This is a genomic window from Microcoleus sp. B3-D7, from assembly GCF_036705305.1.
Taxonomy (GTDB): Bacteria; Cyanobacteriota; Cyanobacteriia; order Cyanobacteriales; family Microcoleaceae; genus Microcoleus.
This window is the reverse complement of the sequence record NZ_JAUBUE010000035.1, coordinates 1-15,172: the sequence shown is the minus strand read 5'-3', so window position 1 is coordinate 15,172 and position 15,172 is coordinate 1. Positions and strand designations below refer to the sequence as shown.

The window sequence follows — 15,172 nt, the reverse complement described above, 5'->3', positions numbered from 1 at the left end:
TCTGTATCAATTAATCCCGATCGCAGAGCTGTAAAGCGCTACCATAGTTGCAGCCGAAGTTAACTAAAGTTTAAGAATAACTAGCTTGTCTCAACTGCTCACTGCTTTAGAGTTCCCAGCCAATGTCTGGAAGCTGAATAATGGGTTAACGGTCATTCACCAGCGGATTTCGGCCACACCGGTGGTCGCGCTAGACGTGTGGGTGAGGGCTGGCGCTACGCTGGAGCCGGATTCTTGGTCGGGAATGGCTCATTTTTTAGAACACATGATATTTAAAGGGACGGATTCGATCGCCCCGGGAGAATTTGACCAGGTAATCGAAAATCGCGGCGGTGTCGCCAATGCAGCTACAAGTCACGACTACGCCCATTTTTTCGTCAACGCTGCGGCCGATTATTTAGCAGAAACAGCGCAGCCACTGGCAGAATTGCTGCTGCGCGCTTCGATTCCGGATCAGGAATTCGATCGCGAGCGAGATGTGGTGCTCGAAGAAATCCGTCAAGCTCAAGACAATCCCGATTGGCTGGGTTTCCAAGCCATGATGGAAACAGTTTACCAGCGGCATCCCTACAGGCGATCGGTATTGGGCACGGCAGAACTGCTGATGTCGCGAACTCCCTACGAAATGCGCTGTTTCCACCGATCGCACTATCAGCCGGAAAATATGACTGTGGTGATAGTCGGGGGAATTGATGAACAACAGGCCAGAGATATTACGGGGAAAGCATTCGAGCAGTTTTCAGACAGGTGGGATTGTCCCAAATTAACGGCAGAGGCGGAACCGCCACTGATAGAAATTCGCCGTCAGGAACTCTGTCTCCCCCGATTGGAACAAGCGCGGCTGATGATGGCCTGGACGGGCCCGGGAGTTGAACACTTGCAAAGTGCTTGCGGCTTAGATTTGCTGTCGGTGTTGCTTGCAGACGGGCGGACTTCGCGTTTAGTCAGGGAACTGCGGGAAGAATTACAATTGGTAGAGGCGATAGACAGCACTTTCTCGCTGCAACGGGAATCGAGTTTATTTACTATCAGTGCAGTCTTGGAGGCGAAGGATGTCGAAGAGGTGGAATCTCGGATTTGCGATCGACTTTGGGAATTGCAGTCTGAGCCAGTTTCCGAGGTAGAATTGCTCCGCTGTAAGCGTTTGCTGTGCAACGATTTTGCTTTCTCGCTCGAAACGCCGGGACAGCTAGCCGGTCTTTACGGATATTACAATACGATCGCCACTGCGGAATTAGCGCTTAGCTATCCCACCAGGATTAAAGCATTTGGGCCATTAGACATCCAGCGCCTAGCTCAACAATATCTCTCTCCTCGACGCTATACGGCCGTGGTACTCAAACCAATCTAATAACGGTTGACGGTTGACGGTTGACGGTTAATTGAAAAAAGGTAAGAGAAGACTTGCAGCTAAAATAGCAAGAGCGATGGTTACATTAAGTCATCATTGTTTTAAGCATATTAAGCATATGTCATACAAAGTAGATTTAGGTGGATTCCTAGATTTACCGGGTTAAATGTATCTGTTACTGTGGTCAACAATCAACAGCGAACAGTCAACAGCCAATAGCGAACAGCCAACAGTCAACAGTTAACAAAGAATTCAATGAAAAATGAAATCCAGCGCACGGTTTTAGACAACGGTATTGTTGTCTTAGCAGCAGAAAATCCAGCAGCAGATATTATTGCAGCTAGGATATTCCTGCGGGCCGGCAGTCGCTACGTGCAGCCGGAACAAGCAGGATTGTGTCACTTGCTGTCGGCGGTAATGACTAAGGGAACCGATCGGCTGTCTTCGCTGGAAATTGCCGAGCGTGTAGAATCGGTGGGAGCGAGGTTGAGTGCCGACTCTACTACAGACTATTTTTTAGTGAGTTTGAAGACGGTTTCTGCGGATTTTGAGGAGATTTTGGAGTTGGCGGCGCAATTGACGCGATCGCCCAATTTCCCGGAAGCTGAAGTCGAACTTGAACGCCGAATTGCCATATCGGCAATTCGATCGCAACAAGAACAGCCATTTGCGATCGCCTTCGAGCAATTGCGGCACTCGATGTACCAGGAACACCCCTATGCTTTCTCTCCCTTGGGCACGGAAGCTACTATGTCCAAGCTCACCAGAAACGAGCTCGAAGAGTTCCACAAAACCTATTTCCGTCCCGATAATGTAGTTATTTCTGTCGCCGGCAGAATATCCACCGAAGATGCGATCGCGCTGATCGAGCGAACTTTTGGGGACTGGAAAGCGCCTTTAACACCCCTGCCAACTTTAAACGTCCCCCCTCTCTACCCCTCCCCTCAATCGGTCGTTACGGCGCAAGATACGCAGCAATCAGTGATTATGCTGGGCTACCTCGCACCCTCTGTCAAAAATCCCGACTATGCAGCGATTAAGTTGCTGAATACTTATTTGGGTAACGGTTTGTCGAGCCGATTGTTTGTGGAATTGCGGGAAAAGCGCGGCTTGGCTTACGACGTTTCTGCGGTCTACGCGACGCGCTTGGACACGGCTCAGTTTGTCGTGTACATGGGTACGGCGCCGGAAAATACGGCGACTGCTTTTGAAGGATTGCGTGCAGAAGTCGATCGACTCGCCAACACCGAACTAAGCGAGGAAGAATTGCAAGCTTGCAAGAATAAAATGCTCGGTCAATATGCTTTAGGAAAACAAACTAATTCGCAAATTGCCCAAGTTTTAGGCTGGTACGAAATTTTGGGATTGGGAATTAAATTTGACCAGCAATTTCAAGAAGAAATTGCACAGGTGACAGCTTCACAAGCGCGGGATGCTGCTAAGAAATATTTTGTAGAACCGTATGTTTCTTTGGTGGGCCCGGAGGCGGCGATTACAGAATTGGGTGTAGCGGCTGTTTGTTGAGTAGGCAATGGGCGATCGAACTTTTGAAAAGTTCGATCGGTTTGATCTTATTATACGCGAGCGCCCGGATCTGATATAAGCTCCAGCAGAATATGTCAATATCCCACCGATGGTTGAATATTCACTAACATCATTAGGTAAAATTTTCTTTGAGCCGATCGCAACGCTTTACGAGTGGGGTGAGATACATCTTGCTGACTTAGCAGCGATTCGTACTAATTGAGAAAATGCACTATGAGCGATCGAACGGCTCAAATCAGCGACCGTAGATGTCTTTAACTCAGCACCCCGGGTTTCGTATGTCTGCTGGATTTAATTTGTTCTGCCGCGCCCGTTCATTCACTTGGCACCACTTCGCGTGACGCTAAGAAACCAAGGACAATTGCCACCAAAATCAATGCTGGAACATCGCCGAGGAGGTGTCCCCGTTCCGCAGAATCAATTACTGCGTGTACCGCCATGATCAGCCCGTGGACAACACTCGACCAGACGGTGAACCAGATTAAGCTCAGATGCCTTTCTGGTTTTCGAGAAGCCCACAGCAAAAAGACACCAAGCGTCGCATAAATGCCGAGGATCATCTGTTCGTATTCGTATTGGCCTGGTTGCCATAACCAGCCCGATGGCCAAATCTTCATCAGTGGATAGATAAGCAGAAAGGCAATTCCGACAACAACAAGGGCGATTCGCAAGTATCGATGATCCTTATCCATTGCTCTAACCTCCTATTATTTTCCAGTAGAGTCTCTACCAACTAGATTCGTATTTGCTCCGTAAATATCTTGATCTGGCTCAAAATCATACCTCCGACGATTGTGGTGCAGTCCTAAACGCTTCTGAATCAACCAGAAAGAAGGTGCTTATAAAGATAAGCTTCCCGCCACACCCCAGAGAGGACTTGTGGCATAACGGTTGATTTGAGAGGCAAATGATCGCCCCTAACTAAAAATATTATAATTGAACGTTTTCTCTTCCCGCTCGGTCTAAATTCAACAGACGCCCGATATGTCTAATTTATATGTACTTAGTAAAGCACTTTCAGATAAAAAAAGAGCTGACTCCGTGGGTTAGCGGACTCCTCGCCGCTTCCCTGCTTGCAGGAGTAGGCTACACAGCTTACAGCCAACTCACAGTCAAATCCAACCGCGAAACCAGACGCAAGGAAAAAACCGTTGCTGTCGAAAGGGTGAACCTGCCGATTACAATTTCGGCAAACGGCACAATTGTGCCCGAACGTTCCGTTAACGTCAGCCCCAAAACTTCAGGAATGCTCAAAAGTTTGCTTGTCAAGGAAGGAGATAAGGTTGAACAAGGGCAGATTCTCGCCTACATGGACGACTCCAACCTCCAAGGGCAACTTACCCAAACTCGCGGACAACTCGCAGCCGCAGAAGCAAACCTGGAAAAATTGGTCAACGGCAATCGAACCCAGGATATTGCTGTAGCTGAGGCAGCGTTAGCAGAACAACAGGCAACCTTGCAAAAATTGCTCAACGGCAATCGAAGCCAGGATATTGCTGTAGCTGAGGCAGCGTTAGCAGAACAACAGGCAACCTTGCAAAAATTGCTCAACGGCAATCGAAGCCAGGATATTGCCGTAGCCGAGGCACAACTAGCTGAACAACAGGCAAATTTACAAAAATTGCTCAAGGGCAATCGGCCTGAAGACATCGCCCAAGCAATCGCCAAACTCAGAGATGCCGAATACGCCAAAAACCAAGCTGAGGAAGACTTTCAGAGAAATCAGGAACTCTATAATGCCGGAGCCATTGCTTTGCAAATTGTCAACAACTCCCGCACCGAGCGCGATCGATCTCAAACGCAAGTCAGACAAGCCGAACAAGCTGTAGCTTTGCTGCGATCGGGTACTCGCCCTGAAGAAATCGCTGCGGCGCGGGCTGCTGTCGAGCAAAAACGGCAAGCTTTGACCCTGGCGCGATCGGGCGCACGCCCGGAAGACATCGCTGCAGGGCGGGCTGCAGTGGAGCAAAAACGTCAAGCTTTAGCCCTGGCGCGATCGGGCGCACGCTCGGAAGACATCGCTGCGGGGCAGGCCGCAGTGGAGCAAAAACAGCAAGCTTTGGCGCTGCTAGAAGCTGGTTCTCGCCCCGAAGACATCGCCCAAGCCCGCGCCCAAGTTCTCGCCGCTAGAGGCAGCCTGCAAAGCGTTCAAGCGCAGATCGACGACACTGTGCTGCGGGCTCCTTTCACCGGCACTGTTACCCGCAAGTACGCCGATCCGGGCGCTTTTGTGACTCCCACGACGGCAGGTAGTGCGGTTTCTTCGGCGACTTCTTCTTCGATTTTGTCCTTAGCTTCAAAAAATCAATTAGTAGCAAACGTAGCAGAAACTAATATTTCTCAGATTAAGATTGGCCAGGCTGCATCTATTCAAGCCGATGCTTTTGCGGGAAAGACTTTTGCAGGTAAAATCACTCAAATTTCGCCTCAGTCGATCGTCCAGCAAAATGTGACAAGTTTTGAGGTAAAAGCAGCAATTATTAATGACGATAAACAAATGCTGCGATCGGGCATGAATGTGAATGTTGAGTTTAAGGCCGGTGAACTCAAAAATGTTTTGGTAGTTCCGACTGCGGCAATTGTCCGCCAACAAAGGGAATCGGGGGTTTATGTTCCCGGTGGAGAAGATGGTAAACCTGCTTTTATGCCGATTAAGACTGGTGTGACGGTGGATGACAAGACGGAAGTGCGATCGGGTTTGAAAGGAAATGAAAAAGTGCTGATGAGTTTCCCCCCGGGATTGCGGCCTAGATCCCAAAATCCCTCGTCGGGTGGAATTCCGGGTTTGCAACCTGGTGGGGGAACGCGCTTGCGTTAGTGGTCAGTAGTCATTAGTTAGTCCGCGAGAGAGTCCGACAGTCCGACAGGGATTGAAATCCCTGTCTCATAGCGAAAGTCCTCTGAAAGAGGACTGAAGAGTTAGTTGATATACATCAGTTTCAGACGAATTTTCAGTCGGTTTCAAGCGACTTTAGCTATGAGACGGGGGTTTCAACCCCCGGCGGATCGTGCCACAAATCATATCGTTTCCGGTTGCATCGTCAGGTGATAAATTAGGGACTAATTTAGGCATACTTCTTAGAAGTTGCCACCAAATAATAAATAATAAATAACAAACAACATGAAATTACAGACTCGCCCCCGCACCAACAAAATCTCTAATGTTCAAATCGCGTTCATGGCGACAGAGGCGCTGTGGAATAATAAGTTGCGTACCAGTTTAACTATGCTAGGCGTAATTATTGGGATATCTTCGGTAATTGCTATTACTTCGGTGGGACAGGGTGTACAAAAATCAACTGAAGAACAGTTAAAGGCTTTGGGTACAAATGTGCTGTTGGTTTTATCCGGCGCTTCGCGATCGGGCGGTGTCAGTCAGGGAAGCGGTTCTGCTACTACCCTTACTTGGGATGACGCTAAGGCGATCGGCAAACAAGCTCCTGCAGTTAAGGCTATTTCGGCTTATTTGCAGCGCCAAGTGCAAGTCGTTTACGGCGGACAAAACTCATTTACTGCTATTTTGGGAACGGATTTAAACTATCCAGATGTGAAGAACATTCAACCCCAAGAAGGACGGTTTTTTAACGAGGATGAATTGAATGCTGCTGAGCCAGTAGTTGTCCTCGGTTCTAAGGTGCGGGACGAACTTTTTGGAGCCAGAGCTAATGCGCTCTCCTCCGATATTCGCATTCAGGGAAACCGCTACAAGGTCATTGGAGTGATGGAAAGCAAGGGGTCTGTAGGGGGAACCGATCAAGACGATCGAGTGTATATTCCCCTGAAAAATATGTCTTCGCGGATTGTGGGGAGAAATTCTTTAGCGGGGATTGCGATCTCGGGTTTTTGGTTGGAAACTGCGGGCGAAGCTGATTTAGCCGATGCTCAATTTCAAGTAGAAAATATCATGCGCTTGCGCCACAATATTTATCCGCCACAACCGGATGATTTTCGAGTTGTCAATCAAGCTGAGATAGTTAATACTTTCAGCAATGTGATAGGTTTATTTACGGTTATGGTGGGAGCGATCGCCGGAATTTCTTTGGTGGTTGGCGGCATCGGTATTGCTAATATTATGTTGGTTTCTGTTGTGGAACGCACTAAGGAAATCGGGATTCGCAAAGCGGTAGGCGCTACTAATGCAGCAATTCTAATTCAATTTATGGCGGAATCTATTTTAGTTTCCACGGTGGGGGGAACGGCTGGTATTGGGTTGGGAATTGCGATCGCCTTTGGGGCCTCGACAGCGTTCAAATTTCCGTTTGTGGTTTCTGTATGGTCTATCGCAGCGGGTTTTGGGCTGTCTTTTACCGTCGGGTTGTTAGCTGGAGTATTGCCGGCTCGGAATGCCGCTCGCTTAGATCCGATCGCAGCCTTGCGGAATGATTGAACTTAGTGACGTTCGCCCCAGTTAAATTGAACAGTCCTGGACGCCAGTGTGACAAATATAGTCGTGGACGCACGAGTGGTCGGAGGCGTTGCTGAATACAGGTATGAATTCAAGATTTCCCAATTGCTCTAAGCCAAGTTGGGTGAGTTTTGTAACTTCAATCGAAAAGGTGATTCATACCCTGATTAAGCAACGCCTTGTTTTCCACGTTATCGCTCCTACCTCCTAACATCAGAAAGTGCTGTAATTAAATGGGGTCGCAAAATCAAAAACAAGGGTAATGCTTGTATCACAGTTTAAATGTGCAACAGCTTACTCTCTTACTTACACAATTTCGCCCTCTAATTCACCGAATTCGATTTGAGTTCCCAACGCCAAAGTCAGGGTACTTTCAGGTTCTACCATTTTTATATCGCCTTGAATGTCTGTAGCCCACCAAGCGCGATCGCACAAATTCGTCAATCCTAACGAAAGCTCGTTTCTCGATCTAGAAGTGACTATAGCTACAAGACCGTTAGATGCTGCGGCTGTTAAACTCGGTATGTCAGAGGTGAATAGTTGAGTTCTCGCACTCAGAGGAATAACTCGACTTCCTAATTTCAGGGAAAATTGACCGCTGGTAAAAGAATTTACTGCGGGCTGATCTGATATAAAGGTAGGCGGAATATTTGCCGATGTTGGGGCTGGCAAGTCCGAGTTTCCTACTGTAATTGTACATTTGCCGATTCTCTTTTGGTCGCCCGATCGCAAATAACTAACCGCTCCGCTATCCACATTCTCGCAAACAATTTGACCTGCTTCCAACTGAAACCGCATTGCCAAAGGCGAAACATTAGGAATGCAGATAATAGACAAATTTTCATCACTGCCAAAAGTCACCGGTTCCGAACCCAGAGTGAGAGTGCGATTTGCTCCGGTGTCATAACTAATTACCAGCCAAGCTTTGTTGAACAAAGTTTCAGCTACAACCAACATAATTCCTATCCAAAAACCGATCGCAGCACACCCAGCTAAACGGCCTGCTGTACCGGATAGATTGTAAGCAAACAGAATAAACAAACAGCCGCCCAAAACTCCTCCAACACCGCCGCCTCCCATGCCGCGAAGCGCTCCCAAATTAGGAATCCGCTGTGCCAGCCCAAGTCCTAACAAACTGCCAGCTATTCCCCAGCAAATTACTCGCAATAATTCGTTGTTTCCGTCGCCAATTCCGCTGTAAATACCTTCGGCGATCGCCCCAGAAATTGCTCCTGCTATTAAACCAAACAATCCGCCATTTTTTAAAGCTTGTTTAATTTGAGGCTTGCCTTTGATATAGTAATAATAGCCGAACATGATAGCCGTAGCAATGCCACCGCCTACCAATCCAAACCACCGAGCTGTGGACAATACACTGTCAAAAACAGATTCCGAACCAGTGAGTCCCTGCATGAAAGGTTCGGTGATTAGATTGCCGACGAAACCGCCGACAGCACCGCTAATGCCAAACTGTAAAGCTTTTTTAAGGGCTGATAGATTTCTTTTCACGGCGCACCAGATTAAAAGTGAGAGTCAAATCTAGCTACAAGCTCGAAAGTTACGATTTCCGATGATATTAATATCTGGCATCGCGAGCGAGAACAGCGCCGACGGCCTATTGCACAAACACAAAGAGTGAGTTTTATTGTGGGTAGTAGGGGTTGGGCAGGAGATCCCGCCCGTCGAAGACTTATTCAGAATGGTGCAAGATGTGAGACGATCGCACATCTCCCCCCTCATTGGTGTCAGCTTAAGGTAAAACCGATAGCCCGTCAGGGGGGAAACAAGAGCCTCAAAGCGAAAGTCCTCGCTTCCGAGGACTAAGGAGTTCTTCAGTCCTCGGAAGCGAGGACTTTCGCTATAAGACAGGGAATTCATTCCCTGGCGGACTGCCTGGTGAGTGGGAGGAATGGTGGACTAAAAGCTTAAGTTGACACCAATGATCCCCCCTGCCTCCGGCCTGTCTCCCTTCCCTCTGAGGGAAAAGTCTTTGATGGTTGCGCCGTCGCCCGTCACAATTCCAGATCAATGCTCGATCGCCTGTAAGCATTGCTGCGAGATAATTTTAGCAATTTTTTAACTGTGAAATTTTAACCGAGAAGACCCAAGCGAGGGCCCAAATATGAAAAAGAATGTTACAAACTATTACAGTAACACTCAGAATGTGAACATAATGCCTCAAAATACTTGCGAGAGGTAGTTGTGTCAGAGAAGCAATATCCTTACTAACTGCCCGACAGTCACTCGATCGCCACTAAGTGGCCTGCTGCAATCTTGATCATAAATTAAAGATCGCATCAGTCATTTATGGTATTGTAAGCGACAGGCTTAGTGCGAGCACTCACAAGCGCACCGGCGTGAAGAACCAGCGCCGTTAAGCACCGAAGGCAGTCACCCCCCAACAACTTCAACAGTTGCTGATTGTGGAAAGTCCAGCCTTCCCCGTCAAAGCTCCTGCCTGAGCAGGAAAGATACGGGACGCAAGCGCCCGCCTTCGCTAGCTCAGCGCAGAGCAGTTCATATAGCAAAATATCCAGCGGGTACACACAAGATGAGTATCGTCACCAAATCAATCGTCAACGCAGACGCCGAAGCTCGCTACTTGAGCCCAGGTGAATTAGATCGGATCAAGAGCTTTGTCACCTCTGGTGAACGCCGCGTCCGCATCGCCCAAATTTTGAGCGAATCCCGCGAACGCATCGTCAAGCAAGCAGGCGACCAACTTTTCCAAAAGCGCCCTGATATTGTTTCTCCCGGCGGCAACGCTTACGGCGAAGAAATGACCGCAACTTGCTTGCGCGACATGGACTACTACCTGCGTTTGATTACCTACGGAATCGTAGCTGGCGACATTACTCCGATCGAAGAAATCGGTATTGTCGGCGTCCGCGAAATGTACAAATCTCTCGGCACCCCGATTGAAGCCGTCGCCGAAGGCGTTCGTGCTATGAAAAATGCAGCAAGCTCGCTGCTGTCTGGAGAAGATGCTTCCGAAGCTTCCTCTTACTTCGACTACGTTATCGGTGCGATGCAGTAAGGAATTTCGATTTTAGGTTTTCGATTTTAGATTGAAAAATTGGGGGTTGCCGGCAACAAGTTAAAAGCTTTTGCAAATAACCAGCCACTTAAAAATCTCAAATCCCAAATCCCAAATTCCAAATTCTAGCTCCAAAATTGGACTGACTCAGCCACTTTCTAGGAAACAAGACAACCATGCAAGACGCAATTACCGCCGTTATCAATTCCTCTGACGTTCAAGGTAAGTACCTGGACATCAGCGCTCTAGACAAGCTCAAGAACTACTTTGCTTCTGGCGAACTGCGCGTCCGCGCCGCTACAGCCATCAGCGCCAATGCAGCCACAATCGTCAAAGAAGCAGTTGCTAAGTCTCTGTTGTACTCTGACGTAACTCGTCCCGGCGGCAATATGTACACCACTCGTCGTTATGCAGCTTGCATCCGCGACTTGGACTACTACCTCCGCTACGCCACCTACGCTATGTTGGCTGGCGACCCTTCCATCCTCGATGAGCGCGTGCTCAACGGTTTGAAAGAAACCTACAACTCCTTGGGCGTGCCCATCGGTTCTACCGTACAAGCAATCCAAGCAATGAAAGAAGTCACCGCCGGTTTGGTCGGTTCTGACGCTGGTAAAGAAATGGGCGTCTATTTCGACTACATCTGCTCTGGCTTGAGCTAAGACTCAGGAAGAAGGAAGAAGGAAGAAGGAAGAAGAAGGAAGAAAGAAAAATATTTGTTTCTTGCCTCTTTTAACTTTTAACTTTGGACTTGTTACCTTTGGCTTTGAAAAGAGGTCAGGGAAGTTGAGAGTGATTGCTAGACCGTCAAAGGCTTGTCGAGAAAGCCCGACCAGTTTTAACGAGCTAGTTTTGACTCCTAACTCCCTGCCTTCAATCTTTAAAAAATCCATCTAATAATCTGTAAACCTACTCAGGAGTTAGTTTCCCATGAGAATGTTTAAGGTGACTGCTTGCGTCCCCAGTCAAACTCGCATCCGCACTCAGCGCGAATTGCAAAATACCTATTTTACTAAGCTGGTTCCTTACGACAACTGGTTCCGGGAACAGCAAAGAATTATGAAAATGGGCGGCAGAATTATTAAAGTGCAACTGGCTACCGGTAAGCCCGGAGCTAATACAGGCCTGCTTTAAGAGCCGAAGCTGGATTAGTAGAGGGGTAAGAGGTCGCATCGACCTCTTTTTTGTTTGTTATGGCAGAAGGAAGAATGTCCAGCGTTGTTAATCTAATCATGGACAAATATTTCAATAAGCAGAAAGTATAACTGCGATTATCGCTAACAAAACAGCAAGCATTTGCGGTAATGTAATAGCCTCTTTCAAGAATAAAGACGATAATAATATAGTAATCAGCGGGTAGATAGAAGTAACACTCACTACATTGGCAACTTCACCTTTACCAAGGGCTATAAAAAATACTAATGATGCCACAGTGCCAGAAACGCCAACTACCATCGCAAACAAAATTCCCCTAACATCTCCCTCAAAACTAAAATTATTAGTGTGGAAAATAATAAATAAAGTAGTTAAAATAGCGCCAATTGCTTCATAAACAAAAGCAGTTTTGTAGTCAATATATTTAGTCGCTAAATTGCCAAAAAATCCCCACAAACCATATAATAGCGAGCAGATTAATGCGTAAAATAACCAATCTGGTACTTTAGCCATCTTTGTTAGAGTTTATTGAGAGCATTCTAAAATCCTATGGCTAATGACATTCGACGCTTGATTCCCTTTTTTGACCCCAGCGCGTCTCAATGGGCCGCTGAGGCTCGGTGGCTGAGGTGGCTGACTTTTCTGTGGCTGTTTGTAGGGCTGACAGCATTGTTTTCGGCTTCCTATCCCATTGCAAATTATGAATTTGGAGACGGGCTTTATTATTTTAAACGACAGCTAGTCGCAGTGGCGATCGGGCTGGCCGGCTTTAACTTGATGGTGTACTCCCCACTGCGCTACATCATGAAAACAGCTCAGTTCGGCGTTTTATTGCTGCTGGGATTGCTCTGGTTGACCTTAGTTCCGGGAGTGGGAACCACAATCAACGGGGCGACTCGCTGGATATCTCTGGGCCCGGTTCCGATTATTCAACCTTCTGAGTTGATCAAGCCGTTTTTTGTTCTCCAAAGCGCCCGCATTTTCGGCAACTGGTACCGGTTGACGAATAAAGTTCGCTTAACTTGGCTGGTAATTTTCGGTGCAATGCTGTTGGGAATTTTGTTGCAGCCGAATTTAAGTACCACGGCTTTGTGCGGGATGACTTTGTGGTTGGTGGCTTTGGCGGCGGGCTTGCCTTACTTGCAGTTGGGCGCAACGGCTATGGGAGGAATGCTTTTAGCCGTTTTAAGTATTAGTTTTAGGGAATATCAGCGCCGCCGGATTATGTCTTTTCTCAATCCTTGGGCTGACCCGATGCAAGACGGCTATCAGTTGATTCAAAGTCTCCTGGCTGTGGGTTCTGGGGGCGTTTGGGGTGTGGGTTTGGGGATGTCCCAGCAAAAGTTATTTTATTTGCCTATTCAGTACAGCGATTTTATTTTTGCTGTGTTTGCTGAGGAGTTTGGTTTGGTGGGAGGTTTCTCCCTGTTGCTGATGTTGGCGGCTTACTCTACTGTGGCGTTGAGGGTAGCGATGAAGGCTCGAAATAGTGAGAGTCAGTTGGTGGCGATTGGGGTGATGGTGGTGATGGTGGGACAGTCGCTGCTGAATATTGGGGTGGCGACGGGGGTTTTGCCGACTACGGGTTTGCCACTGCCGTTTTTTAGTTATGGGGGTTCTTCGATGTTGGCAAGTTTGTTGTTGTCGGGGTTGCTGATTCGGGTGGCGAGAGAGAGTTCTGAGGCTGATGTGGTTTCTTTAAACGGCCTCCGTGGAAAGCCGGGAAAGCCGAACTTGCGATCGAACAACCCAACTACACAAACCGAATAATTTGTCAAGTTATTTCTTTGACGCGCGGGTAGCTAGAAACCGGGTTGTTTAACCAAAATATTTGCTTAAAACCTTCAATAAGAGTCAAAAAACCCGGTTTCTTTAGCTTCTGCTGCGGTATCATTCTGGGCGATCGACTATTTCCGCCCGTCACCTTTATTTGGCAGTTCTTCTTGTTGTTCTTGAGGTTTAGCTGTGATGTTAGCTAATTCTTTTTTGTCTGGTTGCGGTGTTTCTGGAGTTGAGTTAGCCATTGAGTTTTGTCCTAAATAGATGCACCGCTTAATGATATCTTTTCTGGCTATAAATGTATTGCTGTAGATAGGGGCAGGAAAATCAAGACAGACAATTCTGATGCTATTCGATTTGGGCTTTAATATTAGACAGCATTATGTAGATGCAAATGGCTGTCGCTTGCTATACTGCTGGAGGGTTGCAGCCAAACAAATCGGAGGCGGACGCAAAAACACCTTTGTTAAGAATTAAATGCCGAAATGGCGATCTCGAACGATTAACCCTGGCTGCTGCAATTTTCCCAGCATTCGCGTTACTGTTACCAGAAAGAATTGGTTTAAAGCCCCAAGCCCGATCGGGAGAAATTAAAACAAGACTATTCATTACTCCAATCCTCTTCCTTCCAGGTAGATGTCGCTATCCCAGGTTAACAGTTAACAGTCAACAGTTAACAGTTAACAGTTAACAGTCAACAGTCAACAGTCAACAGTCAACTGAACCGCGTCGTGCAAATCGCATTAGCAATATCTTGATGTGTCAAGCGGATATTCAAACCAGAGGCGAGTCAAAAGTTATGAAACTGCAAAAAATTGGATTGTCGGCACTGATCTCAATCTTAGCAGCGCTGACTGTAGGTGAGTTTCGGTTTATCCCTAACTCTCAATTTAAAATCATCAATTCTCAGGCATGGGCTCAAACCCAAGCTCAGCGGAAAGCCGAAGCAGACCGACTTTTAGACCAAGGGCTTCAGCAGTATCAGATTAGTCAATTTCAAGCTGCATTGCAGTCTGGGCAACAGGCACTAATAATTTATCGAGAAATTAAAGACCGCCAAGGTGAAGGGAAAGCTCTGGGAAATCTGGGAGTTGCTTACGATTCCCTCGGCGACTACGCCAAAGCGATCGAGTACACTCAGCAGTGGTTGGCGATCGCGCGCGAAATTAAAGACCGCCAAAGCGAGGGGAAAGCTCTGGGAAATCTGGGAATTGCTTACTTTTCCCTCGGCGACTACGCCAAAGCCATCGAGTACAGTCAGCAGTTGTTGGCGATCGCGCGAGAAATTAAAGACCGCCAAACCGAGGGGGCGGCTCTGGGAACTCTGGGAAGTGCTTACCGTAACCTCGGCGACTACGCCAAAGCGATCGAGTACGCTCAGCAGAAGTTAGCGATTGCCCGAGAATTTAAAGACCGCGAAAGCGAGGGGAAAGCTCTGGGAAATCTGGGAAATGCTTACTTTTCCCTCAGCGACTACGCCAAAGCGATCGAGTACCAACAGCAGTGGTTGGCGATCGCGCGAGAAATTAAAGACCGCCGAAGCGAGGGGAAAGCTCTGGGAAATCTGGGAAATGCTTACTTTTCCCTCGGCGACTACGCCAAAGCGATCGAGTACAGTCAGCAGTTGTTGGCGATCGCGCGCGAAATAAAAGACCGCCAAAGCGAGGGGGGGCTCTGGGAAATCTGGGAATTGCTTACCTTTCCCTCGGCGACTACGCCAAAGCGATCGAGTACCAACAGCAGCATTTGGCGATTGCGCGCGAAATAAAAGACCGCCAAAGCGAGGGAAAAGCTCTGGGAAATCTGGGACTTGCTTACCATAACCTCGGCGACTACGCCAAAGCGATCGAGTACACTCAGCAGTGGTTGGCGATCGCGCGCGAAATTAAAGACCGCCAAA

The 15,172-nt window shown here is 47.8% G+C and carries 15 protein-coding genes and 2 pseudogenes; 12 read left to right on the top strand and 5 right to left on the bottom strand.

What is annotated here, in order from left to right:
* Positions 1-85: 85 nt before the first annotated feature.
* From QUB25_RS21080 to QUB25_RS29885, 3 genes are all read left to right on the top strand, one after another.
* Positions 86-1,351 carry a pitrilysin family protein gene (locus QUB25_RS21080; RefSeq protein ID WP_333185698.1) on the top strand — a complete coding sequence of 422 codons (1,266 nt, stop codon included), beginning with the start codon at positions 86-88 and terminating at the stop codon, positions 1,349-1,351.
* 255 nt (positions 1,352-1,606) lie between these two features.
* A complete protein-coding gene (locus tag QUB25_RS21075; RefSeq protein ID WP_333185695.1) occupies positions 1,607-2,875 on the top strand; it encodes a pitrilysin family protein in 1,269 nt (422 codons plus the stop codon).
* A gap of 100 nt (positions 2,876-2,975) precedes the next feature.
* Entirely contained in the window at positions 2,976-3,098 is a 123-nt protein-coding gene (locus QUB25_RS29885) for a winged helix-turn-helix transcriptional regulator (protein ID WP_445251974.1), read from the top strand.
* Between the two features lie 112 nt (positions 3,099-3,210).
* On the opposite strand, the gene QUB25_RS21070 is transcribed toward QUB25_RS29885, so the two are convergent.
* Positions 3,211-3,588, bottom strand: a complete 378-nt coding sequence (locus QUB25_RS21070; RefSeq protein WP_333185691.1) for a DUF6632 domain-containing protein — start codon at positions 3,586-3,588, stop codon at positions 3,211-3,213.
* A gap of 305 nt (positions 3,589-3,893) precedes the next feature.
* Between QUB25_RS21070 and QUB25_RS21065 the strand changes: the two genes are divergently transcribed.
* Positions 3,894-5,714 (top strand): efflux RND transporter periplasmic adaptor subunit, encoded by a 1,821-nt coding sequence (locus tag QUB25_RS21065; RefSeq protein WP_333185690.1) that lies wholly within the window; start codon positions 3,894-3,896, stop codon positions 5,712-5,714.
* 303 nt (positions 5,715-6,017) lie between these two features.
* Positions 6,018-7,283 (top strand): ABC transporter permease, encoded by a 1,266-nt coding sequence (locus QUB25_RS21060; RefSeq protein WP_333185687.1) that lies wholly within the window; start codon positions 6,018-6,020, stop codon positions 7,281-7,283.
* 324 nt (positions 7,284-7,607) lie between these two features.
* On the opposite strand, the gene QUB25_RS21055 is transcribed toward QUB25_RS21060, so the two are convergent.
* Positions 7,608-8,810 carry a hypothetical protein gene (locus QUB25_RS21055; protein WP_333185684.1) on the bottom strand — a complete coding sequence of 401 codons (1,203 nt, stop codon included), beginning with the start codon at positions 8,808-8,810 and terminating at the stop codon, positions 7,608-7,610.
* A gap of 1,042 nt (positions 8,811-9,852) precedes the next feature.
* Here QUB25_RS21055 and apcA point away from each other — a divergent pair.
* Both apcA and apcB read left to right on the top strand, forming a co-directional pair.
* Positions 9,853-10,338, top strand: coding sequence for an allophycocyanin subunit alpha (apcA, locus tag QUB25_RS21050; protein WP_333036136.1), 486 nt, complete (start codon positions 9,853-9,855; stop codon positions 10,336-10,338).
* Between the two features lie 176 nt (positions 10,339-10,514).
* Positions 10,515-11,000 (top strand): allophycocyanin subunit beta, encoded by a 486-nt coding sequence (gene apcB, locus QUB25_RS21045; protein ID WP_006634930.1) that lies wholly within the window; start codon positions 10,515-10,517, stop codon positions 10,998-11,000.
* A 3-nt stretch (positions 11,001-11,003) separates the two neighbouring features.
* On the opposite strand, the gene QUB25_RS21040 is transcribed toward apcB, so the two are convergent.
* Positions 11,004-11,231, bottom strand: a complete 228-nt coding sequence (locus tag QUB25_RS21040; RefSeq protein WP_333185681.1) for a hypothetical protein — start codon at positions 11,229-11,231, stop codon at positions 11,004-11,006.
* Between the two features lie 37 nt (positions 11,232-11,268).
* Between QUB25_RS21040 and QUB25_RS21035 the strand changes: the two genes are divergently transcribed.
* Positions 11,269-11,472, top strand: coding sequence for a phycobilisome linker polypeptide (locus QUB25_RS21035; protein ID WP_006634929.1), 204 nt, complete (start codon positions 11,269-11,271; stop codon positions 11,470-11,472).
* A gap of 111 nt (positions 11,473-11,583) precedes the next feature.
* On the opposite strand, the gene QUB25_RS21030 is transcribed toward QUB25_RS21035, so the two are convergent.
* A complete protein-coding gene (locus tag QUB25_RS21030; RefSeq protein WP_333185679.1) occupies positions 11,584-12,006 on the bottom strand; it encodes an EamA family transporter in 423 nt (140 codons plus the stop codon).
* Positions 12,007-12,042: 36 nt separating this feature from the next.
* Here QUB25_RS21030 and QUB25_RS21025 point away from each other — a divergent pair, with 36 nt between their 5' ends.
* The gene (locus QUB25_RS21025; RefSeq protein WP_333185677.1) at positions 12,043-13,263 is read left to right on the top strand and encodes an FtsW/RodA/SpoVE family cell cycle protein; all 1,221 of its coding nucleotides are present in this window, start codon (positions 12,043-12,045) and stop codon (positions 13,261-13,263) included.
* Between the two features lie 417 nt (positions 13,264-13,680).
* On the opposite strand, the gene QUB25_RS29880 is transcribed toward QUB25_RS21025, so the two are convergent.
* Positions 13,681-13,881, bottom strand: a complete 201-nt coding sequence (locus QUB25_RS29880; RefSeq protein WP_445251972.1) for a hypothetical protein — start codon at positions 13,879-13,881, stop codon at positions 13,681-13,683.
* A 148-nt stretch (positions 13,882-14,029) separates the two neighbouring features.
* Here QUB25_RS29880 and QUB25_RS21015 point away from each other — a divergent pair.
* The 3 genes and pseudogenes from QUB25_RS21015 to QUB25_RS21010 all read left to right on the top strand — a co-directional run.
* Positions 14,030-14,881: pseudogene (locus tag QUB25_RS21015) on the top strand (tetratricopeptide repeat protein); the annotation flags it as partial.
* Positions 14,882-14,946: 65 nt separating this feature from the next.
* A pseudogene (locus tag QUB25_RS29875) lies at positions 14,947-15,000 on the top strand (hypothetical protein); the annotation flags it as partial.
* Positions 14,998-15,172 (top strand): tetratricopeptide repeat protein (locus tag QUB25_RS21010; protein WP_445251973.1); only part of this gene is annotated, 175 nt, incomplete at its 3' end. The pseudogene QUB25_RS29875 and the gene QUB25_RS21010, both read left to right, overlap by 3 nt.

Bases quoted from the DNA above. Each gene is read 5' to 3' on its own strand.
- QUB25_RS21075 (WP_333185695.1), top strand. From the start codon at position 1,607: ATGAAAAATGAAATCCAGCGCACGGTTTTAGACAACGGTATTGTTGTC.
- QUB25_RS21070 (WP_333185691.1), bottom strand. From the start codon at position 3,588: ATGGATAAGGATCATCGATACTTGCGAATCGCCCTTGTTGTTGTCGGA.
- QUB25_RS21065 (WP_333185690.1), top strand. From the start codon at position 3,894: ATGTACTTAGTAAAGCACTTTCAGATAAAAAAAGAGCTGACTCCGTGG.
- QUB25_RS21060 (WP_333185687.1), top strand. From the start codon at position 6,018: ATGAAATTACAGACTCGCCCCCGCACCAACAAAATCTCTAATGTTCAA.
- apcA (WP_333036136.1), top strand. From the start codon at position 9,853: ATGAGTATCGTCACCAAATCAATCGTCAACGCAGACGCCGAAGCTCGC.
- apcB (WP_006634930.1), top strand. From the start codon at position 10,515: ATGCAAGACGCAATTACCGCCGTTATCAATTCCTCTGACGTTCAAGGT.
- QUB25_RS21040 (WP_333185681.1), bottom strand. From the start codon at position 11,231: ATGGATTTTTTAAAGATTGAAGGCAGGGAGTTAGGAGTCAAAACTAGC.
- QUB25_RS21035 (WP_006634929.1), top strand. From the start codon at position 11,269: ATGAGAATGTTTAAGGTGACTGCTTGCGTCCCCAGTCAAACTCGCATC.
- QUB25_RS21030 (WP_333185679.1), bottom strand. From the start codon at position 12,006: ATGGCTAAAGTACCAGATTGGTTATTTTACGCATTAATCTGCTCGCTA.
- QUB25_RS21025 (WP_333185677.1), top strand. From the start codon at position 12,043: ATGGCTAATGACATTCGACGCTTGATTCCCTTTTTTGACCCCAGCGCG.
- QUB25_RS29880 (WP_445251972.1), bottom strand. From the start codon at position 13,881: ATGAATAGTCTTGTTTTAATTTCTCCCGATCGGGCTTGGGGCTTTAAA.